Source organism: Catellatospora tritici, from assembly GCF_019083965.1.
Classification (GTDB): Bacteria; Actinomycetota; Actinomycetes; order Mycobacteriales; family Micromonosporaceae; genus Catellatospora; species Catellatospora tritici.
This window is the reverse complement of record NZ_JAHRCY010000004.1, coordinates 463,231-488,009: the sequence shown is the minus strand read 5'-3', so window position 1 is coordinate 488,009 and position 24,779 is coordinate 463,231. Positions and strand designations below refer to the sequence as shown.

Below are 24,779 nucleotides of genomic sequence, written 5' to 3'. Positions count from 1 at the left end.
AGCGGATCATCTATCGTCTCGGCCATGCCCGCCGCCCGCACCGCCCTCGAAGCCGCGTACCTGCACGCCCGCGAGCTCGACGACCGGGCCGAGCTCGCCGCCGCCCTCGGCCCCGGCGACCCGGACCTGACCGCGCGCGCGGCCCAGGCCCGCGACCGGGTCCGGGCGGACCTGGTCGCGCTCGGCGGCACCGACGACCCGGCGGTGGCCGCGATGCTGGCGTGGGCCGGGCCCGCGTCGGGCGGCGGCGGTGAGGACCTGGCCGAGATCGAGCGGGCGTACGCGCGTGAGCAGGGCGCCGTGCACGTCGGTGGGCAGCGGCTGACCCGGCTCGCGGTGCTCGGACTGCTCGGCCGGGAACCCGACCCGCACACGCGCCGGGACCTGTTCCTGGCGCTGCGGCCGGTATGGGCCGCGATCGACGGCGACGGCGACGACAGCCCGTACCGGCGGATGCTGCCGGACAGCGCCCGCCGGTGGGCCGGCGGCGGCCCGGTCGCCGCCAACGCGACCGCGCTCGGCCTGGACCCGGCGTCGGTCGAACCGGACCTGGTCGCCGTCCTCGACACGTGGCGGCAGGTCAGCGCCGCCCGCGACCCGATCGAACCCTGGGACTGGTGGTACGTCCACGGCACCACCGCCCGCGTGCTGCGTGAGGCCACCCCGGTCGGGCGGCTGCGGCCGCTGTCCGACGCCTACCACGCCGCGCTCGGTGCCGACCCGGCCGCCCTCGACGTTCGCTACGACACCGCACCCAGGCCCGACCGGCCACCGGTCCCGGTCGCCTACACGACGTTCGGTTCCCGGCCCCGGCCCGGCCGCCGCGCCCAGCCGTGGGTGCTGGGCACCTACACCGCGGGCGGGCTGGGGGAGTTGACCGAACTGGTGCACGAAACCGGGCACGCCCTGCACGTCGCCGCGATCGACACCCGCCCCGCGTACGCCGACTGGCCCGACAGCGACGCGTTCACCGAGGCCGTCGCGGAGCTGACCGCGCTGGACACGGCCGAACCGGCGTGGCAGCGCCGCTGGCTGGGCGGCGAGGTGCCCGAGCCGGTGTCGCTGCGCGACCGCTACGCCGACGTCATGCTCGACGTGTGCTGGGCGCTGCTGGAGATCCGGCTGCACGCCGACCCCACCCGGCGCCCCAACGACGTGTGGGCTGAGCTGACCTCGACCTACCTGGGTGTCGTGGCGCATCCGGAGCTGTCCTGGTGGGCGATGCGGGGCCAGCTCGTCCAGGAACCCGGCTACATGGTCAACTATGCGCTCGGACCGATCATCGCCGCCGACCTGCGCGCGGCGGTCCGCGCCGTACGCGGTGACTGGACCGGCGGTGATCCCGGCTGGTACGGCTGGGTCAGCGCACACGTCTACCGGTGGGGCCTGTCGCGTGGCTGCGGTCAGGTGCTGCGTGACGTCCTGGGCCGCGCCCCGTCGGCGACGGCGCTGCTGGCGCAGCTGCGCCGGGCCGGGTAGCTCACACCAGGTCCGGTTCGAGCAGCAGCCCCAGCCAGTCGGCGACCTCACCGCCGTACTCGGCCAGCGCCGCGTCGTCGACACCGTCGAGCGAACGCCGCCACGACACCGCCCGGCTGACCTTCGCCCCGGCCAGCGCCGATGTCACGTCCTGACGCAGCCGGGCCGGGTCGGCGTGGCCGGTCCACGGCTGCAGGTACGCGTCGCGCAACCGCCGCAGCACCGGGTCGCCCGGTGGCAGGCCGTACCGGTCGGCGGCCACCCGCAGCGCGACCAGCAGCACCCCGAACGGGTGGCCGACCGACGCGTCGCCCCAGTCGAAGAACCGCCAGCCGTCGCCGACCAGCACGTTGCCGTCGTACAGGTCGTCGTGCTGCACCGACGCCGGGACCGGGCTGTCACCGAGCCGGGCGCACGCCTCGGCGAACAGCGGTTGCCGCGCCCGCAGCGCGGCCAGCCGCGCCGCGGGCATGGTCGCGCGCACGAGCGGATCGTCCAGCAGCGCGGCCAGGTGCCCCGGCAACCGCTCGGGACGCATGTCCGGCACGCCCAGCGCCAGCATCCGCCCGGTGTGGCCGGTGAGGTCGCGTTGCAGCTCGGCGTGGCGGGTCAGCATCGGCGCCCAGTGCCCGGGGTCGTCCGGGGCGGCCCGGCGCAGCGTCGTGCCGCCGTCGGGCAGCAGCGACCAGCCGCGCTCCGGCTCGACCGCGATCGGTTCGAGCACCCGGCCCGGTGCCCAGCGGGCCAGCGCCGCCATGAGCGCGGCCTCGTACGTCGAGCAGGGGCCGTTGGCTTTGAACCACAGCTCGGTGCCGTCGACGGGTACCCGGGCCAGCAGTGACCAGGGCCGCACCCGGGTCTGCGCGACGGGCCCGGTCCGATGCCGCCCGCCCGCCGCCAGTGCGGTGTCGATCCAGCTCAGCGCCGCGTCCCAGTCGGGGACCACCGTGTCGGGCATGCCGGTCACGGTACCGGCCGGGTCACAGGCCGACGATCAGCAGCGCGGAGATCAGCAGTGCGGCCAGGTGCAGGGCCTGGTCGGCGGCGTACATGCCGCTGACGGGGGTGGTCAGTTCGGCGAAGCGGGGCGAGCCGGTGGCGCGCAGGATCGCCCGCACCGGCCAGCGCCGGTCCAGCAGTCCGTGCGTGGCCAGCGAGAAACCGAGCCCGGCGCCCAGTCCGGTCCACGACAGCGGCAGACCGAGCAGGGTGGTGGTGCCCAGCAGCAGCACCAGCAGGGTCAGGTGGTAGCCGAACAGGTGCCCGGCCATGGCCCGCCAACCGCGCCCGCCGGCCTCGGCCTTGCCCTCGGCCTGGTGGTCGGTCTGGGCCACATGGTCGCCGACCTGGTGCCCGACGTACAGCACGAGCAGCACGACAGCGAAGGTCGCCGCGCGTGCGACCACGAGCGGTTCGGTGAGCAGCTGCTCGGCTGGGGATGACATGTGTCAATGGTGGACCGGTCGGGGCCTGCGGCGCTGCGAGGCAGCCGACAGTTTGGCTGTGGCGTGCACTACGCGACACTCGCGGGTGTGACGGGCGCCGCGGGCAGCAGCCACAGTCCGGCGGCCGCGACCGCCGCCACGGCGAGGCTGAGCAGGTTGAGCACCAGCGCCAGCCCGGCCCCGGCCACCGCCGTGGCCAGCAGCGCGCCGGTGACCAGCGCGACGGCGTCGCCGGCGTAGAACGCGGCACTGACCCGGCCCAGGACCCGGTCCGGGGTGTGCCGGGGCAGCGCGGTCTGCACGGTCACCCCGGCGACCGCGCCCGGGACACCGGCGGCGGCCGCGGCGAGCGCGGCGACGACCAGGTTCGGGGCGTTGAACAGCACCAGGAACGCCGCGGCGACGGCCGTGTACGCGGTGACCAGGACCGTGCGGGTCGGCAGGTGCGCCACCTTGCGGCTGAGTGCCGCCCCGGCCAGGTAGCCCGCGCCCAGCCCGCCGATGAGCCAGCCCAGGTCCGGGCCGGGCCGGTGCAGCAGCCGCACCAGGTACGGCACCAGCAGTGCGCTCAGCGCCGCGTTGAGCATCCAGAACGCCCAACTGGTCGCCAGCAGCCCACGCAGGATCGGGGTCGCCGTGACGTAGCGCAGCCCGGCGGCCAGGGCGCTGCCGACCGGCTCCCCGGCCCGCGGGGTGGCCGCGACGGGCCGCCGGGACAGGGCCACCGCCGCGAGCGCCGCGAGCAGATAGGTGGCCGCGTCGACGGTGACGATGGTGCCGAGGCCGGTCTGGGCGTAGAGCAGGGTGCCCAGTGGTGGTCCGGCCAGCCGGGCCGCCCCGAAGGTGAACGCGTTGACGGAGTTCGCCTCGACCAGCCGGTCGGCGGCCACCGCCGGGATCAGCGCCCGCGCGGCGGGGGCGAGCAGCACGGCCGCGATGCTTTCGACCAGCAGTCCGGCGTACACCCACGTGGTTCCGGCCGCCATCAGCAGCACCCCGGCCGCGGCGACGACGTTGCCGACCGCCAGCAGCGTGCGGCGGCTGTACCGGTCGGCGAGCAGCCCGGCCCACGGGCCGAGCAGCACCGCGGGCAGGCCCTGCACGGCCAGCGCGAACCCGGGCGCCAACGCCGACCCGGTGCTCGCGTACAGGTGTGCGGGCACGGCGATGACCAGCAGGTACGTACCCAGTTGCGACACCGCGGCGCCCGCCCACAGCAGCCGGAAGTCGCGGCTGTCGCGAAGAATCCCCATGGTTTGGCAAGCTATCCTCACAGAACACAATGTGGCAAGATATGTTCTCATGGAAACAGGTGAGTGGGGTCAGGTGCTCAAAGCCCGCCGGACCGCCGCCGGACGCACCATCGCGGCCGTGGCCGCCGACGCCGGACTGTCCGTTCCCTACATCGCCAACCTCGAGAACGGACGCGGCAACCCCACCCTGGCGGCCCTGTCCGCGCTGGCCCGCGCCCTCGGCGGACGGCTGCGCGTGGAACTGGCCGACGACGCCGCCCCCGTGCCGCCCGAACTGCCCGCCACCCTGCCCGCGTTCACCCGCCAACCCCGCTTCGGCGCCGAGACCGCACTGCTGGCCGCCCGCACCGGCCAGCCCGAACCCGCCGTACGCGACCGGGTCGTCGCCGCGATGGCCGCCGTCGCCGCCGTTCACCCCGGCCGGTCCATGACCGAGCTCGACTGGCACCGCGTGCTGGACGTCATCGTCCTGACCACCCGAGTGGCGCAAGACCCCGAACGGCGTTAGCGTGACCCGCCGGCCCGATGCCGCGCCACCATCACGGGGAGAAAACCATGCAGGATCCGGCGACGCAGTACGCCGCGACCGTCCGTCCCGCCGTCGACCGCGTCTACTCCTCCATGCGCCGCGCCTCCATACCGCAGGTGCGCGCCCTGGTCGAACGCACCGGCAGGAATCCGGGGTTCGCGGTCAGTTTCTACTTCGGACTGCTCGCCCGGCCCATGGACGCCGCCGGGTTCGCCGCCGCCACCACCTACAACGGCGGTGACATGACCACCGAACTGGAACAGGGCATCGCCGTGCGGGACGCCGACGGCGCCTGGCACCTGACCGACACCGGCCGCGACCTGACCCTGGAGTTCCAGCGGGTGCTCGCCGAGTCGGCGCAGGAACACTGGGCGCAGACGACCCTGCCCACCATGCCGGGCCTCACGGCGCTGCCGCGCCTGGCCGAACTGCTCGCCGTCCTGCTCGAAGCCGGTCAGGCCAGCGGCGGCCCCGCGTTCGCCACCCTCACCCCGGTCTACGAACCGGCCGAGGCCACCGACGCCCTGCGCGTGTGCACCCGGCTGGGCGCCCTGCGCCACCACCGCGCCGACGCCCACCGCGCCGCCTGGGCCGCGGCCGGACTCACCCTCGACCAGCTGCGCGCCCTCGACCCCGACAGCCCGCAGCGCCAGGCGATCGAGGACGACACGAACCGCCGTGACGCCCCGATCTACCAGGCGCTCACCTCGGCGCAGCGGCTGGAGTTCCTGGGCCTGCTCGCCGCGCTGCCCTGACCGGGCCGCCTCAGACGCCCAGCGCCTCCAACACGGTGGCGCCGGGCAGCCCGGCCAGCACCTTGCCCGGCACGATCAGCTTCCCGCGCCGGTTACCCGACCCGATCACCACGTACGGGGTGTCGGCCACGGCCGCGTCGACCAACACCGGCCAGCTGTCGGGCAGGCCGATCGGGGTGATGCCGCCGTACTGCATCCCGGTCAGCGTCACCGCCTCGTCCATCGGCGCGAACGACGCCTTACGCGCCCCGAGGTGCCGGCGAGCCAGGCCGTTGACGTCGGCGCGGGTGCTGGCCAGCACCATGCACGCCGCGTAGGTCACGGTCTCGCCGCGCTTGGCGGCCACCACCACACAGTTGGCCGACAGGTGCGGCTCCACCGCGTACGCCTGGCCGAAGTTGCCGGTGTCGGCCAGGTCGGGGTCGGTGTCGACGACCAGCACCGACTCGACCGGCTCCACCCCCGTCCACGCGGAGAGCGCGGCCGCGACGGGCGCGGCCACCAGGTCGGAGCGGGTCACGGCGGGCCAGGCGGCCTCGAATTTTCCGATCGGTGCGGCAGACATGTCCCCGATGGTAGCCACCGGGCGGCTAGGCTCACCGTTGCCATGGAGGGGTGTCTGTTCTGCGAGATCGCCGCCGGTGACCGGCCGGCGTTCGTCGTGCACGCCGACGAGGCGGCGGTGGCGTTCCTGGACACCCGACCCGTGTTCCCCGGGCATGTGCTGGTCGTGCCCCGTCCGCACGTGCCGACGCTGCACGACCTGGCCGCCGACGTCGTCGGGCCGTACTTCCGGCTGGTCCAGCGCATCGCCGGGGCGGTCGAGACCGGCCTGCAGGCGCAGGGCACGTTCGTGGCGCTCAACAACCGCATCAGCCAGAGCGTCCCGCACCTGCACACCCACGTGGTGCCCCGCCGCAAGGGCGACGGACTGCGCGGCTTCTTCTGGCCCCGCACCAAGTACGCCGACGACGCCCAGGCCCGCCAGTACGCCGAGGCCATCACCGCGACCCTGAACGGCTGAGCAGGCTGCGCCTCTCAGTGGTTGGACTGGAACACCGCGGTGGTGGTGGCCAGGAAGTACACGAACATCAGCACCGCGGCCAGCAGCGCCGCCCGGGTCGCCAGCAGCCACGCGGTGCGGGCCGTCTTCACCGCCGCCTTGGCCTTGGGCACCCCGGCCACGGCCCCCTTGTACCCGGCCCGCGCCTGCGTCATCTTCAACCAGCGGCGCCCGAGCAGCACGCCGAGCAGGACTCCGATGATGCCGACCATGAGGGCGTCAGGGGACATGGCCGCTACGGTAGCGCGTCCATCGACTCTGCGCGATCACTCATTCACCCGACGGGATCCGATCACGACACCGCACGGTGACGTGATGATCCCGCCGACCGGCTGCGACGTGCCCGACCAGCTCAGGTCGGGTCGACCGGGTAGAACCGGCCCGCCATCCGCAGGTATTCGTTGGAGTCCAGGAACCGGCCCAGCACGAACCCGGACGCGGGCGTGAATGCGCGGCCGCTGAGGACCTCCTCGCCGTGGACGAACTCGGCCACGACACCGGCCTGCGGCACGATGTCGGGGGTCCACGCCGAGGTCGGCGCGGCGAAGCAGTACACGTCCACGCGGGTGCCAGGCAGATAGCCGTGCCAGAACTCGACCGGTTCGGCGTCGACGGGCAGGCCGGTCTGTTCGGCGATGTGGCGTTTGGCCGCGTGCAGTGGGGTCTCGGCCGGGCGGACCGCTCCGCCGGGCAGGCTCCACCGGTTGGCGCGCACCGCCGACTGCTCGTCGCGCATGCGCAGTAGCACCGCTCCGGTCCGGCCCACCAGTGCCGTCAACGCGATCCGCGTGGTCATGAGGCGAGCGTACTTCGCACCCGCACTCGCGCGCTGACCCCGCCGGTCTGCCTATGCTGGGCCGTATGGCCGATCCGAAGACGGTGCCGACCGACGCCAGCGTGGCGGCGTTCCTCGCCGCGGTGCCCGACGAGCGCCGCCGCGCCGACGCGGTGGCGCTGTGTGAGCTGATGGAGGCGGCCACCGGCGCGGCGCCGCGAATGTGGGGCGAGGCGATCGTCGGGTTCGGGCAGTACCGCTACCGCTACGCCACCGGCCGGGAGGGGGTGTGGCCCGCGGTCGGTTTCTCCCCCCGCAAGACCGCGCTGACCGTGTACGTCGCCGAAGGTTTCGAGGCGCACGCCGACGCCGTGGCCCGGATCGGCCCGGTCACCACCGGTCGTGCCTGCCTGTACGTCAAGCGCCTGGCGGCGGTGGACGCCGATGCGCTGGCCGGGCTGGTCGGTGACGCGTTCCGGCAGGTCGACGGCAAGCTGATCACGAGCTGACCGGGATCGCTCTCAGCCGGGGACGGCGCGGGCGCACCCGACGCCGCCGCCCGGACAGCCGCACGCCCCTGCCCGCCCAACTGCTGGCCGACCCGCACCCCGGCCCCGCCGCCGACTAGGGTTGACGGCGTGCTGATCCTGCTGCCGCCGTCGGAAGGCAAAGCCGCGTCCGGCAAGGGCAAACCGGTCGACCCGGCCACCCTGTCGCTGCCCGCGCTGCACCCTGCCCGCGCCGCCGCGCTCGACGCCCTGACCACCCTGTGCCGCGGCGACCTCGACACCGCCACCCAGGTCCTCGGCCTCACCCCCGGCCTGCAGCCCGAGATCGCCCGCAACGCCACCCTGCCCACCGCTGCGGCCATGCCCGCCGCCGCGCTGTACACCGGCGTCCTCTACGACGCCCTCGACCTGGCCGGGCTGCCCACCACCACCCGCCGCCGCGCCAACCGCGCCATCCTCATCTTCTCCGGCCTGTGGGGCGCGGTCCGGCTCGACGACCGCATCCCGCCCTACCGCTGCGCCATGGGCGTCAAACTGCCCGGCGTCGGCACCCTGACCACCCACTGGAAAACCCCCATGGCCCAGGCCATGACCGAAACCGCCGCCACCGGACTGATCCTCGACCTGCGGTCCTCGGCCTACACCCCCGCCTGGACCCCGCGCGGCGAAACCGCCGACCGCACCGCCACCGTCCGGGTCCTGCACGAACGCCCCGACGGCAGCCGCATGGTCGTCAGCCACTTCAACAAAGCCACCAAAGGCCGTCTCGTACGCGACCTGCTGCTCGACGCCGCCACCCCGCGCACCCCCGCACAACTGGCCGACGCGCTCCGCGACCTCAAGTACACCGTCGAACAGCCACCCGTCGCCGCCGGGAAACCACGCCAACTCGACGTGATCGTCAACGAGCTGTAGGCGGCGTAGGCTGCCAGGCGGCCGCGCCGACACCGGCGCCGACACACCGGGAGCCGACCATGCGAAGCGCGTACGCCGACCTGGGCGGCCCCGTGCACCACGTCGACTTCGGCGGCCCCGCCGACGCCCCGCCGGTCGTGCTCGTGCACGGCCTGGGCGGCTCCCACCTCAACTGGACCCGCCTGGCCGCGCAACTGACCCCGTACGCCCGCGTACACGCCCTGGACCTGCCCGGCTTCGGGCGCACCCCCGCCGCCGGGCGGCCCACCACCGTCACCGCCAACGCCCACGTGCTGCGCCACTACCTGTCCGACGTCATCGGCGGCCCGGCGGTGCTCATCGGCAACTCCATGGGCGGCATGATCTCCACCCTCACCGCCGCCGACACCCCCGACCTGGCCCGCGCCGTCGTCCTGGTCGACCCCAGCGTCCCCATCGCCAAAGACGCCCGCATCGACCCCGCCGTACGCCGCCAGTTCCTGATCAACCTCATCCCCGGTGTCGCGAGCTGGAGCATGCGCCGCCGCCTGGCCACCGTCCCGGCCCGCACCCGCGTCCTGGACACCCTCGCCGTCACCTGCGCCGACCCCGGCCGCATCCCCGACCAGGTCATCGCCGACGCCGTCGCCCTCGACGCACAACTGCCCCCACCCGGCCCCCGCTCGGCCGCGTACCTGGCCGCCAGCCGGTCCCTGCTACGGCTGCTGGCCGCCCCCACCGCCTACTGGCGCGCCATGGCGTCGCTGACCATGCCGGTCCTGCTCGCCCACGGCCTGCACGACCGGCTCGTCCCCGTCGCCTCGGCCCGCGCCACCGCCGCCCGGCTGCCGCACTGGACCTACGTCGAACTCGACTCCGGGCACGTCCCGCAGCTGGAACACCCGACCGAGCTCGCCGCCCACATCCTGCCCTGGCTGCGCCGCCACGACCTGCTGCCCGCCGCATGACCCTCGGCCCGGCCCACGCCTACCGGATCACCAAATACGACCCCGCCGACCGCGACGAACACGGCCACTACCAGGGCCCGCTCGACTCCAGCAGCGACCACGGCCCGGTCGAGGCCGCCTACCTGGCGGCCGTCGCCGCGTTCGCCCACGACAGCGGCGTCGACCGCCTCGCCGTACGCGAACCCGAACTCGCCCCGCACACCCTGGACAGCCCGGCCGCCGCCCCAGACCTGCGCGAGCTGTTCCCCGGCGGCGTCCACGACGGCGCCGAACTCACCATCGACGGCGCCCAGCGGCTGGTCCAGGCCATGCTGCGCGAAGACGGCATCTGGTGCCGCCTCGAACACGACGACCTGCTGCACGTTCACGTCGGCTGGGACCAGTACCTGTACATCGCCGCCCACCGCCGCTGCGACCGCGCGGTCGACCAGACGAACCGGCTGGGCCTGTTCGTCGAACAGATCCCGCACTCGCCCTACCGGCACACCCCCGACGACGAGGACGGCCAGCGCCGCCCCGCCGACGACACGTTCTGGACCGAACTGTCCGCCCTGGCCACCCGGCACGGCAGGCTCCTGATCGAGGAGGGCTACGTCCACAACGCCGTCCGCTGGCACCGCGTCACCGCCGCCGACCTACCCGACCTGCGCACCCGCCTCGCCCCCCGCGCCCGGCTGGCGGTATGGCCCGACCTGCGCGACCCCGCCGCGGTGGCCGACGGCCTGCCCGACAGCCTGTTCACCATCGTCTGGCAAACCCCCGACGGCATCCTGACCGGCAGCCTCACCACCGACACCGACCACACACGGCTACGCGAACTGCTCGCCACCGCCACCGCCGCAACCCTGCTGTACTGCGACGACGACCAAACCCGACCCCTGCTCGCAGCCGTCGGGACCGACCCCGACGGCGTCCTGCGCGCCCGCTGGTCGGTGTGACCGGCGTTAAATCCTTTGCCCGGCCACCTGACCCGGCCGTACGGTGGGACCGCAACCGATCACCACCGGCCACAGGAGACAGACATGTCACGCCAGGTACCGCTCGCACCGCGATGGCAGACGCCGCGCGGCGAGACGGCCCTACCCGGTGCCGGACGCAGCGGTGACGCCAACCGCAACCGCCGACTGCAAGGACCGAAGACGGCCCGGCGCCACTGACGCGCCGACGTCACGGCAGGCCCTCCGCCCGCCCGGTCCGACCGGGTCAGGGCGGTTTCGTCTATCCGAACTCTCCAGCGGGTGTAGCTCAACGGCCAGAGCACCGGTCTCCAAAACCGGCGGCTACAGGTTCGAATCCTGTCACCCGTGCTCGACATGCCACCGGCGCCGGTGGCATGTCCGGTCACGCCCCATGGGGATAGGGCGTGACCACCCGCCCGGGTAGCCCAACTGGCAGCGGCGACGCGCTCAGATCGCGTTCAGTGCAGGTTCGACTCCTGCCCCGGGTACCACCCAAGCCCACGCTACTGGCCGGTCTGCCCGTCGATGCTCTCGCGCAGCAGATCCAGATGCCCGCAGTGACGGGCCGTCTCCTCGATCATGTGCGCCAACGCGTACCGCAGTGTGAACGCCATACCCTCACCGCGGGCCGCGGCGTCCAACTCGGCACCGGCGATCGCGGACCGCGACCGCTCGCACTCGGCCACGTACCCGGCGACGATCCCGGCCAGGGTGTCGCCCGGCTCGATCGGGAAACCATCCTGCTCGGTCGACGGCCACGCGACGTCCAGGGCGGCGAAGTCGATGCTGAACCAGTACCGCTCCACCGCGGTCAGGTGTTTGAGCAGCCCGCCGGGCGTCAGCTGCGACGCGGCCACCGGCCGGGCGAACGCCTGTTCGTCGCTGAGCCCGTAGACCTTGTGCACCACGGTCGCGCGCAGGAAGTCGAGCAGCCCCACGAGGGTGTCACGTTCGGTGCCGTTCTCCGGCGGCCGGATCCGTTCGACCGGCGACGCATCTGCTGAAGTCACCGCGACAGCCTAGAGCCGTCCGCCGACGCTCACCGGAACCGGAACATCGTCCCGCCGGCGGGCAGCGGCCGCGGCGCCCCGGTGAACTCGTGCACCCCGACCGTGAACAGGACGTCGTCCGGGGCGTGGAAAGCCCGCTGGACGAACCCGGCAGCGGTGAACCAGCCGTCGATCACCGGCGTCAGGTCCGGGGCGCGCCTGGTACGGGTCCAGATCACGGTCGCGCCCGGCGCGCACAGCGACGGCAGCGCCGCCACCGTCGCCCGCACGTCATCGTCGCTGACATTGCCGAACACCCCGGCCATCAGCACCAGGTCCGCAGGCACCGCCCCGGCGTACGACCCGAAGCCGCCCGCGTCGGCGCACAGCACCTCCACCCCGGCCAACCCCGCCGCGCCCGCCCGTGCGGCAGCGGCGTTGCGGGGGTCGTACTCGATCAGCCGGGCCTGGACCCGGTCCGCGTCGGCTCGCCCCGCCAGCACCCCCAGCAGGTCATGGCCCTGCCCGGCGCAGGCGCTTACCACCCGCAGCAGCGGCTCGGGCCGCCGGTCCAGCCACGAGTCGATGTGCGAGCGCACCAGCGCCAGCCGCCGCGACAGCGGCGAGCCCGGATCGGCATAGTCGCGGTGCCAGTCGGCCCAGTCGGTTCCCACCGCAGCAGTATCGCGATCCGGGGCGCCGACCGCACCACCCAGGCCGAACCGGTTCAGCCAGGCCGCACCTCATACATGCTGTGACACGAACCCCACGAGATCGCGCGTTGCCACGGCACCGCCCCCGGCTGGTCCAACGGCCACTGCGACCCGACCTCCTCCGGCGGCAGCCAGAAAAACCGCCGGTACGGCCCCGTCGCCGCGTCCGCGGTCACCGGCACCGGCCACGCCACCATCGGCACGTCACCGCAGTCGGTCACCTCGTAACGCAGCTCGATGCTCACCGAACGGCCCGCCGCCAACCGGTACGGCAACCGCACGTCGGTGCCGACCAGCCGCAGCCCCGGCCCGTCCCGGCCCACCGCCAGCAGCGTCATCTCGGTCCAGCCGTCATTGCGGATCGTGATCGTCTGCCGTGGCGGATCCCAACCATGCGACACCGACGGCTGCTCGCCGAGCGCGAACCGGGGCGCCACCACCCCCGACCGCCACGCCGCCGCCACGACCGCCGCCAAGACCACGACCAGCACCAACGGCCTGGTCACACGCCGGGAACGCACGGGTCGGCTCAACTTTCGTCCACGACAGACCGCGGCCCGGAGCGGCGGACCCTGACGCGGCGCAGCCTAGCCGCGCCGCGTCGAGCATCGCTTCCACCGGTCAGCCGACCCGCACCCGCCGCCCGGTCGAGACGCTACTGCCAGAACCGGAACAGCATGAACCCGTAGAAAGCACCGTTGATCGGCGCCCCGGACGCGTGCATGATGAACGAGGTCAGCTCACCGAACGGGCCCCGCAGCACGTACAGCAGCACGAACACCAGGATCAGCCCGAACGGTTTGATCCTCTCCCCGGTACGGCGCGCGTTCGGCGGCAGGTACGGCTCGATGATCCCGTACCCGTCCAGGCCCGGCACCGGCAACAGGTTCAGCAACGCCGTCGCGACCTGCAGATACGCCATCAACGTCAGCGCACCCCAGAACACCGCCTGCGCGGGCGGGGCGTCGAACACGAAGAACGGCCCGAACGTGCCCGCCACGAACAGCAGCAGCACCGCCGCGGCCACGTTGATCGCGGGCCCGGCCGCCGACACCAGCGAATCCCGGAACCTGTTCCGCAGCCGGTGCGTCTCGATCAGCACCGCCCCACCGGGCAGCGGCAGCCCGCCCATCACCAAAAACAGCAGCGGCAGCACCCACGTCAGCACCGGATGGCCATACCGGCGCAGATCAAGCCGCAGATACCCCTTCTCCACCACCGTGTGGTCACCGCCGCGGTGCGCCGCCAGCGCGTGCGAGAACTCGTGCAGACACAACGTCACCAGCCAACCGGCCAGCGTGAACACGAACACCAGCGGCCCCGCCGGGCCGACGCCCGTCCACATCAGCACCCCGGTGCCGACCGTCACCGCCACCAGCGCCAGGAACAGCAGCGAGATACCACCCCGCTCACCCGAACGCCCCGACCGACCCAGCCGCGACGGACGCAGCGCCCGCATCCGCCGCCCCCGCACGACCTCGTTCTCCACGTCCCGGACCCGTTTCGTCCAGTCCTCTTCGGCCGCCAGCCGGTCAAGCGGGTCCTCAGCGTCTCCTGCCGGTCTGCTCATAGCGCGCAAGGCTACCCGACCCCCGACCCGATCAGGTTCCCGCGCCGTCGGCGCCCGCGCCCGGCGCCGTCGGCGCCGGAACCTGCGGCTTCGGCTCGAACAGCACCTGCGCCGGGGCCCCCACCTTGCCCACACACCACGCCACCAGCTCCCGGTCACGTACGTACAACTCGTACTTCCCACTGCGGTACAGCACCGGATAGTGCTCGCGGATCCACGTGACCGCATCCGGCCGCTTCTTCAACCGCCCCGTGGACAGGAACACCGCGTCGGCGGCCTTGGCCGCGGCGATCACCTCCGCATCGGACAGCCGCCCGGAGTCCAGCCGCACGTGCGAGGTGTCGGCCAGCCACGGCACGGTACGCAGCCCGGCCCGCGAGATCATTTCCTGGTCGTCGGTGACCACCCGCAGGTCGTGCGGCAGCCGCCGCACGCACGCCTCCACCGCCGTCGGCGTCGGGTACGGCCCGATCTCCCGGTTGCGGGCCTGCCACACACACGCCCACGCCCCGGCCAGCACCACCGCGGCCGTCACCGCGCCCAGCCGCCGCAGTCGCAACCCCGACCACAGGCTCGCCACCGCCACGGCCAGCACCGCCGCCCACGCCCCCATGAACATCGGCAGATGGTGCTTGAACGTGGGGTGGTGCAGGTACTCGAACGGCACCACCGCGCCCGCCCACAGCACCAGCGCCACGACCCCGGTCCGGCGCACCACCCCCGCGGGCCAGCACACCGCCACCAGCGCCGCGACCCCGGTCGCCACCAGCAGCGGCATTGCGTACGGCCCACCCGAGGTCACGAACCCGACGAGGTCCGGCGCGGGCCGGTGCTCGGCGGCCGCCACATGGAACCCGAACACCTGGTCCCAGGCCTGCTTCGGCGGCGACAGCCACACCAGCACCCCGGCGACCGTCGCGGCGAAGCCCAGCCCCAGCCACGCCCCGGCTGCAGCAGTACGCCGCAGCCACGCCAGCGCCGCCGCCCGCCACCGCCTTGGATTGTCCTGCCGCCACGGCGATTGGGCCTGCTCGGTGCCCGGCCGGTGCAGCGGCCGCGACACCAGCCACGCCACCAGCAGCGGCGGCACGAACACGATCGCCATCAACTTCACCAGCACCGCCAGTGCCAGCATCGCCCCGGCGCCCAACCACCACCATCGCGCCCACCGCCGCGAGCAGATCCGGGCCCGCAGCGCGCACAGCAGCGCCATCCCGCCCAGTGCCGCGGTCGGCACGTCCGCGCCGAACTGGTAACTGAACAGCTGGATCAGCGGCACCGCGGCGACCCCCAGCGCCGCGAGCATCCCGGCTCGCGGCCCGCGCACGGTCGCCGCGATCCCGGCCACCGCCACGACCAGCAGCAGCGCGAACCCGACCATCAGCCACCGGCCGGCAAGCTCACCGGCGGCCAGGTCGTCGGCGTGCCAGTGGAACGGCTGCGCCAGCAGCCACGCGAACAGCGGCGGTTGGGCGTGGAACACCTCCGAGTACGGCTTGTGCCCGTCGGCCACGGCCAGGGCGGTCTGCCAGTAGATGCCGTCGTCGTTGTCGAGGACCTGGCCGGGGGAGTGCAGCAGCCGGTGGCGGAAGGTGAAGAACACGACCGCGGCGACCACCCCCCACAGGCTCAGGTCGACGACGGTACGCAGCCGCGGCGGGCGTAGGCGAGGCAGCCGCAGGCGGGACAGCGGTGGTCGCAGGCGGCCGGGCAGGGCCAGCTTCATTCGTTCCGTCCAGTGCTTCGAGGGTCGGGCAACACCACCCAGATAACGGATAAAACGGAGCCGAACGCTGTATACGGTGATATTTATCCCATCAGAGTTCGTCAACTTGAGTTGACAGGGCCGTGCTGTCAACCTACATTGACACCATGAGCGACGCCACCAAACTGGCCGCCGCCGCAGGCAGCCCCGACCCCGGAACCGGCCTACGCGCGGTGCTCGCCCTACGCCGCCTACTGGAAACCCTCGAAATCCTGCAGGTCGGCAACGCCCGCAAACAAGGCTGGTCCTGGCAGGAAATAGCCGACGCACTCGAAGTCAGCCGCCAGGCCGTCCACAAGAAACACGCCGGCCGCTGGCCCGACACCGACCGACGGGACAAATGATGCTCGAACGATTCACCACCGCCGCCCGCACCACCGTCCTGGCCGCCCGCACCGAAGCCAGACAACTCGGCCACCCCCAGATCGGCACCGAACACCTACTACTCGCCCTGCTACGCCCCGAGTCCGGCACCGCCTACGAAATCCTCACCACCGCCGGACTCGACCACGCCACCACCACCGCCGCCGTCACCCGCCTCGTCGGCACCATCGCACCCTTCGGCCCCGGCGACGTCGCCGCCCTCGAAGCCATCGGCATCGACCTCGAAGCCGTCCGCACCAGACTCGAAGAGACCTTCGGCCCAGGCGCCCTCGACCCCGCACCACCCAAACCCAAACGCGGCCTGTTCGGCCGCCGCACCGAACCACGAACCGGCCGCTTCGGCCCCCGCGCCAAGGTCGTCCTCGAACTCGCCCTACGCGAAGCCATCCGCCTGCACCACAACCACATCGGCACCGAACACCTGCTGCTCGGCATCATCCGCGAGCAACAAGGCCTGGCCGCCAAAGTCCTCACCGACGCCGGAGTGGACCTGCGCGAGCTGCGCCGCAGCACCGAGACCGCCATCGCCGAACGCAGCGGACCGGCCAGCTGAACAGCGACCCGTCGCGGCAGCCGGCGCCGCGACCACCGCACACTCAGCCCTCGGCGACACCCCCGACCGGCCACGCCACGATCATCGGCGCGATCGGGAACCCGCCCGACCACGGCACCACCTGCGGCAACGGAACCCAGTCCAGGCCCACCATCATCGGACAGTCACAGCCGTAGTCCTCCGCACCCAACACCGGCTCACCCGGCGCCACCTCGACCGCGAACACCGCCGTCGGCCCCGACGGGAACGGCAGGTCCGCCAGGTGCCGCACCGACACCACCGTCAACCCGACCTCCTCGGCCACCTCCCGGACCACCGCGTCCTCGGCCGACTCGCCGGACGCGATCCCACCGCCGGGCAACGTCCAGTACTCCACCCCGTCATGGCGCCCCAACGGACCCCGTCCCCGCTCGCGCACCATCAGCACATGCCCGTCCCGTACGATCACCGCCGCCGCCCTTCGCCGCGCCATGCCCACCGCCCTTCGCCGCGTCCAGACTGACCGCCCGGACCGCATCAGGCCAGCGAAATCCCGCCGGTCAGCCCGCCGTGTCGAAGTAGGCCCGCAGTCGACGCGCATACGGCAGCCGCTGTTCGGCCGACGCGTAGCCCGGCAACGGCGGGAGCCGGTACAGGTCGTCACCGGCGTACCGGGCGAACACGTGCACGTGGTGGTGCCACACGTCCTGGTTGCCCGCGGGTTCGTTGTGCTGACGCACCGAGGTGCCCGCACACCCGTAGGTCGCACGGATCGCGATCGCCACCTCCCGCACCAGGTCGTGCACCCCGTGGCCGTATCGCGGCGGCAGGTCGTACAGATTCTCGACGTGCGCGGTGGGCACCACCAGGACATGGCCATGGTTGTGCGGCCACCACCGTGGTGAGATCAGCGCGACAGCCGTCGCCGTGCGCCGGACGACGTCCGGCGGACCGCTCAGTTCGTCGCCACCACCGGCGACCAGCAGGCAGAACGGACATCGGTAGCCGTCGGGTCGGTGGTTGTACACGCTCACTCCAAGGGGGAGACCGACCACTAGAGTCACCCCGGTGACCAACCTCGTCCAGAGCCGCTACGTCGAAGGCGCCTTCCACCTCTATGACCTGGCACGTCATCGCGTCGGCACGCCACTCGCCCCCACGCTGACCGTCACCCCACCGCAGCCGATCGACAAGCTGCACGGGCACGCGACCCACCCGGCTCTGCACGGCCTGGCGTACGCGACGGAGGCCGAGGTGGTCCGCCTCGACGCCGACGGCACTGTCCGCTGGCGACTCGAATTAGGCCGTCCCAACGGCAACCACGGCGGCGCCTATACGTCGTGCGCCTTCGAAACCGACGGCGAACGGCTGTGGGTGTACGTACCCGACGCCATGACCCACCGGTCCCGAACCGACCGGATCATGGTCGTCGACGCCGGGGGTGTCGTGCTGGCGCAGGCGGCGGTACCGAGCGCCGGACATGGCGCCGGTCTCGAGCCACATCCCGGCGGCGAGATGATCATCGATATAGGGGAGGGGCAGGACGGAGTGGTCCTGCTGCGCTGTCGGCTCGACGCCGACCGGCTCGAGGTGCACGAGTTCCCGTGGCGCGACCGCTGCCTGATCGGCATGGCGCCAGACGGCGCGACCTTCATGACCGTCGACCACGGACTCCAGGAGAACGTCTCGTTCCACACGTACCCGGACAGCGTCGAACTGTTCCGGTTGACGCCGGCCGACTTCGGCGAGCGGCGTGAAGAGGCCGTGGTCGAGTGGACGGGCGGCTACCTGGACGACCGCACCGCCGTCGTGGTCCTGTACGGCGAGGACGAGGACACCGGCGACGAATGGTTCGAGCACCACCTGGTCGACGTCTCGGCTCGGGAAGTGCTCGGCCGCTGGCAGGTGGAGGTCGACGACCTCTACGACGTCGATCTGGTCGGCGACGGGACATGGCTGCAGCCCGACGGGCGGGGCGGCATCCGCCGGTACGCCCGCTAGAACCGCGCAGACCTGTCTTCCAGGCCTTTTGCGTCCACCTCCGACATCAGACCTGGCCACAAACGTGGCTCAGCGGGGCTCTCAGGGCGTTTGCGCAGGTCAGAGGGCATATGTGAGGCGCGGGTCAGCATTCGGATCATCCTGGTTCGCTCGGCACCCGGGGAGCACTTCGGACACCGGGGTTCTGGACGCCCGCTGGCGCCGCCGCGCGGTGTCTCACCGACGTTTTCGAGTCCTCCCACCGGATCCGCGGCTCACCGGACTGGTTCGACCCGGTCCGGAAGCCGTAAATCTTAGTCACAACATAACTGTCATTATGGTGTTGCTAATTTATGAGCGAGATTCCCGTCCTGGAGCCGTTTTTTGATTATTGGATTACCGATAATCGCAATCCTGTAATTAACCGGGATGGTCGTGCCCGCGCTCGATGCGCCGGGCAGCACCCGGACCGGTTCGGCTACCGTGGCGCGGTGTCGGCTGTGATGGCTTCTGGTGTGTCGGTGCGGCTGGGGTCGCGTACGGTCCTGGACCGTTTGGATCTGACCGTCGACGAGGGTGAGATCGTCGCGTTGTCCGGAGTGAACGGCACCGGCAAGTCGACGCTGCTGCGGTGCCTTTCCGGGCTGCTCTCCCCCACCGCCGGAACGATCTCCGTGTGGGGTGCGCCGCCCGACGCAGGGCCCGGGTTCTGGCGCGCCGTCGGCCTGGTCGCCGAGGAGCCCGCCTGGTATCCGGGGCTGACCGCCCGCGAGCACTTGGACCTCGTCCGGTTGACGCATGAGCCGCTGGCCGAGCCGTTGGCGTCGGTGGCCGAGGTACTGGAACTGTTTGAGCTGGTGGGGCATGCCGACGCGTCGCCGTTGACGTTGTCGTCGGGTCAGCGGCAGCGGTTGGCGCTGGCGGCGGTGTGGGTGCGCCCGAGTCGGCTGCTGCTACTGGACGAGCCGGAACGGAAGCTGGATCAGCGGTTCCGTGGGGTGGTCGCGGGGATGCTGCGGGCGTACGCCGACGGTGGGGGCACGGTGGTGGTGGCCACACATGATCCTGGGCTGGCGGTGGGGTCCGGGGCGCGGATGCTGTCGATGTCGCAGGGGCGCCTGTCGGCTGCGGTGGTGGCGGGATGAGTTCGGTCGGGCAGGTCCGGGCGCTGGTGCGTGCGGGCAGACGGCGACCGGGCTGGACTGACTGGTATCTGCTGCTCGCGGCGGTGGTGATCGGGTCGCTGCTGGTGGGTGGCCCGTTGGGTGAGGTGTTGGGGCGGTCGGTGCCGCCGTTGCCGCCCTATCGGGCGGCGGCGTTGTTGTCGCTGGTGGCGGCGGGTGGGGCCGCGTTGGTCGCGGTGGCGCTCGCGGTGGGGCCGGTGGCGTTGTCCCCCGCTGACGCCTACTGGTTGGTGCTGTCGCCCCTGGACCGGCGCGCGGTGTTGACGCGTGCGGTGGCGGTGGTGGGTGCGCTCGCGGTGGTCGTGGGTGGGCTGGGTGGGGTGCTGGTGCGCTGGGCGGCGGGTCTGCCCGCGTACGGGTGGGGGCCGGTCGGGGTGGCGGCGCTGGTGGGTGCGGCGGTGGCTGTGTGCGTGGCCGGGTTGTCGGTGCTGGCACAGGCGGCCAGGCTGGGTGCGCTGGTGCGCCGGGTGGCGGTCGGGGCCGGTGTCGCGGCGGTGGGGTTCGGGTCGGCGGCGGCGGTGTGGCCCGGCTGGTCGGGGTGGTCCGGGGCCGGGTCTCTGGTGGTGTCCGGGCCGGGGCTGCTGGTGGTGGCGGTGGCCGCGTTGGTGGTGGCGGCGCTGGTGGTGGCGGCGCTGGTGTGGTGGCGGCTGGCGGTGTTTCCGGCGGGTGCGGTGTTGGCGGCGTCGGTGCGGTGGGGTGTGGTGACGGACGCGGCGGTGGGGTTGGAGCCGTCGTTCGTGTCGCGGGTGGTCGAGGACGGGTTCTGGCGGGGGCGGGTGCTGCGGTCGCGGCCGTGGCCGGGTTGGTTGCCGGTGTGGGCGGCGCCGGCGTGGCAGGACTGGCGGATGCTGGGGCGTCGGCCGCACCGGCTGGTGGTGTCGTTGGTGGGGGCGGCGGTGCCAGGGGTGTTGGCGGTCGCGGTCGGTGGGCTGCGGCTGCTGGTGGCCGGGGTGCTGCTGGCGGGTGCGGTGTCGGCCGCGAGCGCGGGTGCGTCGGGGGTACGGCGTGATGCGGGCAGTGCGGTGTTGGGGCGGCTGTTCGGGGTGGGTGGTGTGGCGGTGGCCTCGGCGCGGTTGGTGCTGCCGGGGGTGTTGGCCGCGGGGTGGCTGGTTGCGGCTTCGGCGGTGTTGGTGGCGGTGGGTGTGTGGGGGTCGTGGTGGTGGCTGGTGTTCGGGGTGGCGGTGGCCCCGGTGTTGGCGGTGGGTGTGCTGCGGTTGGCGGGGCGGGGGTGGGTGGATCATGCGTCGGTGCCGGTGGTGATGCCGCAGTCGGGGTCGTGGGTGCCGACGGGTTGGATCGTGTGGTGGGTGACGGGCTGGGATGTGGTGGTGGCTGGTGGGCTGCCGTCGGTGTGGGTGTGGTCGGGTGGGTCGGGCGACCGGGTGTTGTTGTTCGGGGTGCAGGTGCTGGTCGGTGCGGTGGTGGTGTGGGGGTGGGTCCGGGCTGGGTCTCGTCGGGGTCGTGGGTGAGGTTCGGCGGTGGGATTCGTCGGCGCTCAGTCGGGTCGTGGTGTGGCCGGACCTTGGCTCCGTCGGCGCGGCTGTCGCGGGACGCGCGGCTGTGCGTGGGGTTGGGTTGTTTGCAGGTTTCGTGCAGGCGCGGCTGTTACGGTGCGCCGGGTGTGGCGGGGATGCGCCACGATGGTGACCTGGTCGTTGCGCGTACCACCGAAGGGCTCTGGGATGGTGTTCAAGAAGCTGCTCGCCGGGTTGGGTTTCGGCGGGGTGGAGGTCGACACGGTGCTGTCGCCGCAGTCTGTGGTGGCCGGGGGTGTGTTGGCGGGGCAGGTGAATCTGCGGGCGAAGTCGGATACCGACATCACCGGGATCACGTTGTTGCTGGTGGCGTCGTCGGCTGGTGGTGAGGCGGAGCTGGCCCGGTTCCAGGTGGCGGGGAGCCTGCGGGTGCCTTCGGGTGAGGTGCGGTCGCTGCCGTTCTCGGTGCCGGTGGCCTCGACGGTGCCGTTCACGCTGCTGTATGGGCAGGTGCTGCCTGGGGTGGGTGTCGGGGTGCGGACCCAGGTGTCGGTGGCGGCGGGTAGCGCCAAGGGTGACTTCGACCCGGTCCGGGTGGACGCGTCGCCGGTGCAGCAGCATGTCATGGACGCGTTGGGGACCATCGGCTGCCGGTTTGTGCGCAATGAGTTGCGGCCGGGGGCGTTCCAGGGGTTGCCGGTGCCGTTCGCGCAGGCGGTGACGTTCTATGCGCCGGTGCCGGAGGGGCAGCCGGCGGGTCCGCACATTCCGCAGTTGACGTTCACGTTCTCGGCGGTGGACGCGACGGTGCTGGTGTTGGCGGAGCTTACGTCGCGGCCGGGTGCCGCGGATCGGCATCACCTGTCGTCTGCCGAGGTGGAGCGGTTGACCGCTGATGGCGGTTGGGTCGCGGAGGTCGATCGGTGGGTGACCACGGCGTTGGAGCGGTTGTCGCAGCCGGGGCAGGCGGCGCCGGGGGCGTTTCTGCAGCAGCCGCCGTTGCCGCAGCAGCCGTATGGGCGCCAGCCTGGGTATGGTCAGCCGGGTTACGGCCGGCCGGGGTATGCCTATGGCGGGCACGGGTACGGCGGGTACAAGTATGGCGGCTATCACGGGCGGCCGAGTGTGGCTGGTGCGGTGGCGGCCGGTGTCGGTGGTGCCGCGTTGGGGTTCCTGGGTGGCATGGTGATCGGTGACATGATCAGTGACGCGTTCACGCCGGATGTGTCGGATGCGTCGGGGTTCGACGACCCGGGTGCGGCTGACTTCGCCGATTACGGCTCTGGTGCGGCGGACGCGGACTATGCCGGTTTCGATGGTGGCGGTTTCGACGATTTCGGCGGCGGGGATTTCGGGGGCGGCGACTTCTGACCGTCTGATGTCGTGGGGGTGCCGGTTACCGGCACCCCCCTGTTTTTTGCTGTGTTTGTCGGTCCTTGAGACGCTTCTGCGTGCAGGACAACGCGATGATCTTCATCCGAGGGGCCTCCCCTGTCCGCTCAGCGCCGCCCAGGACCGGCCACCGGAGAAAAGCCCCCGTGGCCGCACACTGAGGCAGCTCAACCCATCCACATCGAGCATCACCGATACGGGTGTCGAACGGGGTGTCTCGCGTTGTCGGTCAGCTGTCGAGGACCAGGTCGACGACGGGCCGGTAGTCGGCGGTGTGGTCGGTGGTGGCCAGTCCGGCGTGGTGGCGGCCGGCGGTGGTGGCGATGCGGTAGATGAGGGCACGGATGACCAGTTGCCGCCATGCGGGCCGGTGCTGGTGGCGGCTGATCAGGTCGACGGGTGCGTCGTACCAGGTGATGGCGTCGGTGACGGTGACGGCCAGGGCCCAGTCGGCGGGCCGGTGGTAGACGGGCCAGTCGATGACGGCCGGTGGCAGCCCTGGGGCGAACAGGACGTTGCCGAGCAGGTCGCCGTGTACGGGCTGGCTGGGCAGGTCGATCGGGTGCCGTTCGGCGGCGAGCTGCTGCAGCAGCCCGGCCATGGGGGCGTCTGCGGGGACGGGTAGTTCGTCGAAGGCGACGCGGTCGCCGTAGGTCCAGGGGTTGTCGCGGTGGTCGAGGAACGCCGGGCGGGGCAGGTCGGCCAGGGCTTGGTGGAGCAGCTGTCCGGCGGTGAGGGTTTCGTCGACGCGGCGGTGGTCGGGGTGGCCGGGCAGGTGCCGCCAGGCTTGCCAGCCTTGGTGGGTCCAGGTGCCGTCGGTGGCGGGTATGGGCCGGGCCAGGCGCAGCCGGGGTGTGTCGGGGATGGTGGCGAGCGTCGCGGCGATCCACTCGTGTTCGGCGGGCAGTTCGACGGGTTTGAGCACGACGGTCCCGGCGAGCCAGGTGTGTCCTTGGCCGCCCGGTAGCGGGGCCGGTGTGCTGCTGGTGCCGAACGCGGCCAGGACCTGCGGTGGCGGTGGTGATGTGTGCACGGGGCGATTGGATCGCGGCGTGGCGGTGCCGGTCCAGTGGTTTGCCCGGGTGCCGGTGGTGGGGGCACCTCGGGTGGGTGCCCCCCTTTCCGTCTGGTCAGGCGGTGGCTTTCTCGGCGGCGGCCACGGCGTTGCGGAACAGCATCGCGACGGTGGTGGGGCCGACGCCGCCGACGCGGGGGGTGATGGCGCCGGCGACGTCGGCGCAGGTTTCGTCGACGTCGGGCAGGATGCGGCGGCCTTCGTAACGGACGCCGCCACCGATGACGACGGCACCGGGTTTGACGTGTTCGGGCTGGATGATGCCGGGTACGCCGGCGGCGGCGACGAGGATGTCGGCGCGGCGGGTGTAGCGCGGCCAGTCTTTGACGCCGGTGTGCACGACGGTGACGGCGGCGTCGGCGGTGGGCCGTTTCTGGGCCAAAAGCATGGCCAGGGGGCGGCCGAGGGTGGCGCCGCGGCCGAGGATGACGACTTCACGGCCGGCGACGGGAATGTCGTAGTGGGCCAGCAGGGCTTCGATTCCGGCGGGGGTGCACGGCAGTGGTCCGGGCACGCCGAGGGCGAGGCGGCCCATGTTGACCGGGTGCATGCCGTCGACGTCCTTGTCGGGGTCCATCGCGGCCAGGGCGGCGGTGTAGTCGAGGTGGCCGGGGATGGGGTACTGGATGAGCATGCCGTGCACGGCGGGGTCGTCGTTGTAGGCGGCGACGGCGGCTTCGACCTGTGCCTGGGTGGCGGTGGCGGGCAGGTGGGTGTGCGGTGACGCGAAACCCAGGGCGGTGGCCTGCTGCTGCTTGATGCGGATGTAGCCGGCGCTGGCGTCGTCGTCGCCGACGAGGATGGTGGCCAGGCTCGGGGTGATGCCGCGGGCGGCCAGGGCGGCGGCGCGGGCGGCGGTGTCGGTGTTGACGGCTTGCGCGACGGGCCCGCCGGGCAGCAGCCGGGCGGTGGTCGTGGCGGTGTCGGGCACGGTGGTCCTCCGTGCGGACGCCCAGGCGGTCGGCTTCCGCGAGAGGCTCCCCGGTGGTCGGTTCCACCCTGTGCCGCCAGTCGCTGTCGGCTGCCAGCCTATCGGGTGCTGTCGGCGGGTCTGGCACGTGCTGGCACGTTTTGGGTTTGCGTTCGGGGCG

Annotated in this window: 29 protein-coding genes, 2 tRNA genes and 1 riboswitch; of the genes, 16 read left to right on the top strand and 15 right to left on the bottom strand. The window is 72.5% G+C overall.

Features of this window, described 5'->3' with window-relative positions:
• The first annotated feature begins 24 nt into the window (after positions 1–24).
• On the top strand, positions 25–1,479 hold the full coding sequence (locus KUA19_RS11935) for a gluzincin family metallopeptidase (protein WP_217396255.1): 1,455 nt from the start codon (positions 25–27) through the stop codon (positions 1,477–1,479).
• 1 nt (position 1,480) lies between these two features.
• Here the strand turns inward: KUA19_RS11935 and KUA19_RS11930 are convergent, their stop codons facing one another.
• From KUA19_RS11930 to KUA19_RS11920, 3 genes are all read right to left on the bottom strand, one after another.
• On the bottom strand, positions 1,481–2,437 hold the full coding sequence (locus KUA19_RS11930) for a phosphotransferase (RefSeq protein ID WP_217396254.1): 957 nt from the start codon (positions 2,435–2,437) through the stop codon (positions 1,481–1,483).
• Positions 2,438–2,459: 22 nt separating this feature from the next.
• A complete protein-coding gene (locus KUA19_RS11925; RefSeq protein ID WP_217396253.1) occupies positions 2,460–2,924 on the bottom strand; it encodes a DUF3307 domain-containing protein in 465 nt (154 codons plus the stop codon).
• 68 nt (positions 2,925–2,992) lie between these two features.
• Positions 2,993–4,177: an MFS transporter gene (locus KUA19_RS11920; RefSeq protein ID WP_217396252.1), complete on the bottom strand. Its 1,185-nt coding sequence runs from the start codon at positions 4,175–4,177 to the stop codon at positions 2,993–2,995.
• Between the two features lie 49 nt (positions 4,178–4,226).
• Here KUA19_RS11920 and KUA19_RS43870 point away from each other — a divergent pair, with 49 nt between their 5' ends.
• Together KUA19_RS43870 and KUA19_RS11910 are read left to right on the top strand one after the other, a co-directional pair.
• Entirely contained in the window at positions 4,227–4,685 is a 459-nt protein-coding gene (locus KUA19_RS43870; protein WP_217396251.1) for a helix-turn-helix domain-containing protein, read from the top strand.
• Between the two features lie 47 nt (positions 4,686–4,732).
• Entirely contained in the window at positions 4,733–5,461 is a 729-nt protein-coding gene (locus KUA19_RS11910) for a hypothetical protein (RefSeq protein ID WP_217396250.1), read from the top strand.
• Positions 5,462–5,471: 10 nt separating this feature from the next.
• Here the strand turns inward: KUA19_RS11910 and KUA19_RS11905 are convergent, their stop codons facing one another.
• Positions 5,472–6,026: a YbaK/EbsC family protein gene (locus KUA19_RS11905; RefSeq protein WP_217396249.1), complete on the bottom strand. Its 555-nt coding sequence runs from the start codon at positions 6,024–6,026 to the stop codon at positions 5,472–5,474.
• Positions 6,027–6,068: 42 nt separating this feature from the next.
• Here KUA19_RS11905 and KUA19_RS11900 point away from each other — a divergent pair, with 42 nt between their 5' ends.
• Complete coding sequence (locus KUA19_RS11900) at positions 6,069–6,485, top strand: HIT family protein (RefSeq protein WP_217396248.1); 417 nt, start codon at positions 6,069–6,071, stop codon at positions 6,483–6,485.
• Between the two features lie 14 nt (positions 6,486–6,499).
• Here KUA19_RS11900 and KUA19_RS11895 read toward each other — a convergent pair whose 3' ends face one another.
• Both KUA19_RS11895 and KUA19_RS11890 read right to left on the bottom strand, forming a co-directional pair.
• Positions 6,500–6,754, bottom strand: coding sequence for a hypothetical protein (locus KUA19_RS11895; RefSeq protein WP_217396247.1), 255 nt, complete (start codon positions 6,752–6,754; stop codon positions 6,500–6,502).
• 122 nt (positions 6,755–6,876) lie between these two features.
• Complete coding sequence (locus tag KUA19_RS11890) at positions 6,877–7,320, bottom strand: NUDIX domain-containing protein (protein ID WP_217396246.1); 444 nt, start codon at positions 7,318–7,320, stop codon at positions 6,877–6,879.
• 65 nt (positions 7,321–7,385) lie between these two features.
• Here KUA19_RS11890 and KUA19_RS11885 point away from each other — a divergent pair, with 65 nt between their 5' ends.
• The 6 genes from KUA19_RS11885 to KUA19_RS11860 all read left to right on the top strand — a co-directional run bounded on the left by KUA19_RS11885 (position 7,386) and on the right by KUA19_RS11860 (position 11,120).
• Positions 7,386–7,808 carry a DUF1801 domain-containing protein gene (locus KUA19_RS11885; RefSeq protein ID WP_217396245.1) on the top strand — a complete coding sequence of 141 codons (423 nt, stop codon included), beginning with the start codon at positions 7,386–7,388 and terminating at the stop codon, positions 7,806–7,808.
• Positions 7,809–7,937: 129 nt separating this feature from the next.
• On the top strand, positions 7,938–8,723 hold the full coding sequence (yaaA, locus tag KUA19_RS11880; RefSeq protein WP_217396244.1) for a peroxide stress protein YaaA: 786 nt from the start codon (positions 7,938–7,940) through the stop codon (positions 8,721–8,723).
• 59 nt (positions 8,724–8,782) lie between these two features.
• Complete coding sequence (locus KUA19_RS11875) at positions 8,783–9,670, top strand: alpha/beta fold hydrolase (protein ID WP_217396243.1); 888 nt, start codon at positions 8,783–8,785, stop codon at positions 9,668–9,670.
• Entirely contained in the window at positions 9,667–10,608 is a 942-nt protein-coding gene (locus KUA19_RS11870; protein WP_217396242.1) for a hypothetical protein, read from the top strand. Before KUA19_RS11875 ends, KUA19_RS11870 begins: the two co-directional genes overlap by 4 nt.
• Positions 10,609–10,904: 296 nt before the next feature.
• Positions 10,905–10,977: transfer RNA gene (locus KUA19_RS11865), tRNA-Trp, on the top strand.
• 66 nt (positions 10,978–11,043) lie between these two features.
• Positions 11,044–11,120: transfer RNA gene (locus KUA19_RS11860), tRNA-Leu, on the top strand.
• A 12-nt stretch (positions 11,121–11,132) separates the two neighbouring features.
• Here the strand turns inward: KUA19_RS11860 and KUA19_RS11855 are convergent.
• From KUA19_RS11855 to KUA19_RS43865, 5 genes are all read right to left on the bottom strand, one after another.
• Entirely contained in the window at positions 11,133–11,639 is a 507-nt protein-coding gene (locus tag KUA19_RS11855; RefSeq protein WP_217396241.1) for a DinB family protein, read from the bottom strand.
• 29 nt (positions 11,640–11,668) lie between these two features.
• Positions 11,669–12,292 carry an SAM-dependent methyltransferase gene (locus KUA19_RS11850; RefSeq protein ID WP_217396240.1) on the bottom strand — a complete coding sequence of 208 codons (624 nt, stop codon included), beginning with the start codon at positions 12,290–12,292 and terminating at the stop codon, positions 11,669–11,671.
• Positions 12,293–12,345: 53 nt separating this feature from the next.
• The gene (locus tag KUA19_RS11845; protein WP_217396239.1) at positions 12,346–12,837 is read right to left on the bottom strand and encodes a hypothetical protein; all 492 of its coding nucleotides are present in this window, start codon (positions 12,835–12,837) and stop codon (positions 12,346–12,348) included.
• A 149-nt stretch (positions 12,838–12,986) separates the two neighbouring features.
• The gene (locus KUA19_RS11840) at positions 12,987–13,901 is read right to left on the bottom strand and encodes a site-2 protease family protein (RefSeq protein WP_217396238.1); all 915 of its coding nucleotides are present in this window, start codon (positions 13,899–13,901) and stop codon (positions 12,987–12,989) included.
• A gap of 31 nt (positions 13,902–13,932) precedes the next feature.
• Positions 13,933–15,627 carry an ArnT family glycosyltransferase gene (locus tag KUA19_RS43865; RefSeq protein ID WP_217396237.1) on the bottom strand — a complete coding sequence of 565 codons (1,695 nt, stop codon included), beginning with the start codon at positions 15,625–15,627 and terminating at the stop codon, positions 13,933–13,935.
• A gap of 146 nt (positions 15,628–15,773) precedes the next feature.
• Between KUA19_RS43865 and KUA19_RS11830 the strand changes: the two genes are divergently transcribed.
• Both KUA19_RS11830 and KUA19_RS44950 read left to right on the top strand, forming a co-directional pair.
• A complete protein-coding gene (locus KUA19_RS11830; protein WP_217396236.1) occupies positions 15,774–16,010 on the top strand; it encodes a helix-turn-helix domain-containing protein in 237 nt (78 codons plus the stop codon).
• Positions 16,010–16,603, top strand: coding sequence for a Clp protease N-terminal domain-containing protein (locus KUA19_RS44950; protein ID WP_217396235.1), 594 nt, complete (start codon positions 16,010–16,012; stop codon positions 16,601–16,603). Before KUA19_RS11830 ends, KUA19_RS44950 begins: the two co-directional genes overlap by 1 nt.
• A 43-nt stretch (positions 16,604–16,646) precedes the next feature.
• On the opposite strand, the gene KUA19_RS11820 is transcribed toward KUA19_RS44950, so the two are convergent.
• Both KUA19_RS11820 and KUA19_RS11815 read right to left on the bottom strand, forming a co-directional pair.
• Positions 16,647–17,075 carry an NUDIX domain-containing protein gene (locus KUA19_RS11820; RefSeq protein WP_217396234.1) on the bottom strand — a complete coding sequence of 143 codons (429 nt, stop codon included), beginning with the start codon at positions 17,073–17,075 and terminating at the stop codon, positions 16,647–16,649.
• 67 nt (positions 17,076–17,142) lie between these two features.
• Entirely contained in the window at positions 17,143–17,610 is a 468-nt protein-coding gene (locus KUA19_RS11815) for an HIT family protein (RefSeq protein WP_308167425.1), read from the bottom strand.
• Between the two features lie 40 nt (positions 17,611–17,650).
• On the opposite strand from KUA19_RS11815, the gene KUA19_RS11810 reads away from it, so the two are divergent.
• The 4 genes from KUA19_RS11810 to KUA19_RS11795 all read left to right on the top strand — a co-directional run bounded on the left by KUA19_RS11810 (position 17,651) and on the right by KUA19_RS11795 (position 22,592).
• On the top strand, positions 17,651–18,583 hold the full coding sequence (locus tag KUA19_RS11810) for a hypothetical protein (protein ID WP_217396233.1): 933 nt from the start codon (positions 17,651–17,653) through the stop codon (positions 18,581–18,583).
• A gap of 482 nt (positions 18,584–19,065) precedes the next feature.
• Positions 19,066–19,707 carry an ABC transporter ATP-binding protein gene (locus KUA19_RS11805; RefSeq protein ID WP_217396347.1) on the top strand — a complete coding sequence of 214 codons (642 nt, stop codon included), beginning with the start codon at positions 19,066–19,068 and terminating at the stop codon, positions 19,705–19,707.
• Positions 19,704–21,215 (top strand): DUF6297 family protein, encoded by a 1,512-nt coding sequence (locus tag KUA19_RS11800; RefSeq protein ID WP_217396232.1) that lies wholly within the window; start codon positions 19,704–19,706, stop codon positions 21,213–21,215. The genes KUA19_RS11805 and KUA19_RS11800 overlap by 4 nt, the downstream gene beginning before the upstream one ends.
• A gap of 213 nt (positions 21,216–21,428) precedes the next feature.
• Positions 21,429–22,592, top strand: a complete 1,164-nt coding sequence (locus KUA19_RS11795; protein WP_217396231.1) for a sporulation protein — start codon at positions 21,429–21,431, stop codon at positions 22,590–22,592.
• Between the two features lie 250 nt (positions 22,593–22,842).
• Here the strand turns inward: KUA19_RS11795 and KUA19_RS11790 are convergent, their stop codons facing one another.
• Entirely contained in the window at positions 22,843–23,646 is an 804-nt protein-coding gene (locus KUA19_RS11790) for a hypothetical protein (protein WP_217396230.1), read from the bottom strand.
• A gap of 97 nt (positions 23,647–23,743) precedes the next feature.
• On the bottom strand, positions 23,744–24,619 hold the full coding sequence (locus KUA19_RS11785; protein WP_217396229.1) for a bifunctional 5,10-methylenetetrahydrofolate dehydrogenase/5,10-methenyltetrahydrofolate cyclohydrolase: 876 nt from the start codon (positions 24,617–24,619) through the stop codon (positions 23,744–23,746).
• A gap of 12 nt (positions 24,620–24,631) precedes the next feature.
• Positions 24,632–24,713, bottom strand: a riboswitch (ZMP/ZTP riboswitch).
• Between the last annotated feature and the right edge of the window lie 66 nt (positions 24,714–24,779).

Bases quoted from the DNA above. Each gene is read 5' to 3' on its own strand.
- KUA19_RS11925 (WP_217396253.1), bottom strand. From the start codon at position 2,924: ATGTCATCCCCAGCCGAGCAGCTGCTCACCGAACCGCTCGTGGTCGCA.
- KUA19_RS11870 (WP_217396242.1), top strand. From the start codon at position 9,667: ATGACCCTCGGCCCGGCCCACGCCTACCGGATCACCAAATACGACCCC.
- KUA19_RS11840 (WP_217396238.1), bottom strand. From the start codon at position 13,901: ATGAGCAGACCGGCAGGAGACGCTGAGGACCCGCTTGACCGGCTGGCG.
- KUA19_RS43870 (WP_217396251.1), top strand. From the start codon at position 4,227: ATGGAAACAGGTGAGTGGGGTCAGGTGCTCAAAGCCCGCCGGACCGCC.
- KUA19_RS11820 (WP_217396234.1), bottom strand. From the start codon at position 17,075: ATGGCGCGGCGAAGGGCGGCGGCGGTGATCGTACGGGACGGGCATGTG.
- KUA19_RS11795 (WP_217396231.1), top strand. From the start codon at position 21,429: ATGGTGTTCAAGAAGCTGCTCGCCGGGTTGGGTTTCGGCGGGGTGGAG.
- KUA19_RS11905 (WP_217396249.1), bottom strand. From the start codon at position 6,026: ATGTCTGCCGCACCGATCGGAAAATTCGAGGCCGCCTGGCCCGCCGTG.
- KUA19_RS11910 (WP_217396250.1), top strand. From the start codon at position 4,733: ATGCAGGATCCGGCGACGCAGTACGCCGCGACCGTCCGTCCCGCCGTC.
- KUA19_RS44950 (WP_217396235.1), top strand. From the start codon at position 16,010: ATGCTCGAACGATTCACCACCGCCGCCCGCACCACCGTCCTGGCCGCC.
- KUA19_RS11930 (WP_217396254.1), bottom strand. From the start codon at position 2,437: ATGCCCGACACGGTGGTCCCCGACTGGGACGCGGCGCTGAGCTGGATC.
- KUA19_RS11805 (WP_217396347.1), top strand. From the start codon at position 19,066: ATGGCTTCTGGTGTGTCGGTGCGGCTGGGGTCGCGTACGGTCCTGGAC.
- KUA19_RS11885 (WP_217396245.1), top strand. From the start codon at position 7,386: ATGGCCGATCCGAAGACGGTGCCGACCGACGCCAGCGTGGCGGCGTTC.
- KUA19_RS43865 (WP_217396237.1), bottom strand. From the start codon at position 15,627: ATGAAGCTGGCCCTGCCCGGCCGCCTGCGACCACCGCTGTCCCGCCTG.
- KUA19_RS11935 (WP_217396255.1), top strand. From the start codon at position 25: ATGCCCGCCGCCCGCACCGCCCTCGAAGCCGCGTACCTGCACGCCCGC.
- KUA19_RS11800 (WP_217396232.1), top strand. From the start codon at position 19,704: ATGAGTTCGGTCGGGCAGGTCCGGGCGCTGGTGCGTGCGGGCAGACGG.
- KUA19_RS11890 (WP_217396246.1), bottom strand. From the start codon at position 7,320: ATGACCACGCGGATCGCGTTGACGGCACTGGTGGGCCGGACCGGAGCG.
- KUA19_RS11895 (WP_217396247.1), bottom strand. From the start codon at position 6,754: ATGTCCCCTGACGCCCTCATGGTCGGCATCATCGGAGTCCTGCTCGGC.
- KUA19_RS11875 (WP_217396243.1), top strand. From the start codon at position 8,783: ATGCGAAGCGCGTACGCCGACCTGGGCGGCCCCGTGCACCACGTCGAC.
- KUA19_RS11900 (WP_217396248.1), top strand. From the start codon at position 6,069: ATGGAGGGGTGTCTGTTCTGCGAGATCGCCGCCGGTGACCGGCCGGCG.
- KUA19_RS11830 (WP_217396236.1), top strand. From the start codon at position 15,774: ATGAGCGACGCCACCAAACTGGCCGCCGCCGCAGGCAGCCCCGACCCC.
- KUA19_RS11920 (WP_217396252.1), bottom strand. From the start codon at position 4,177: ATGGGGATTCTTCGCGACAGCCGCGACTTCCGGCTGCTGTGGGCGGGC.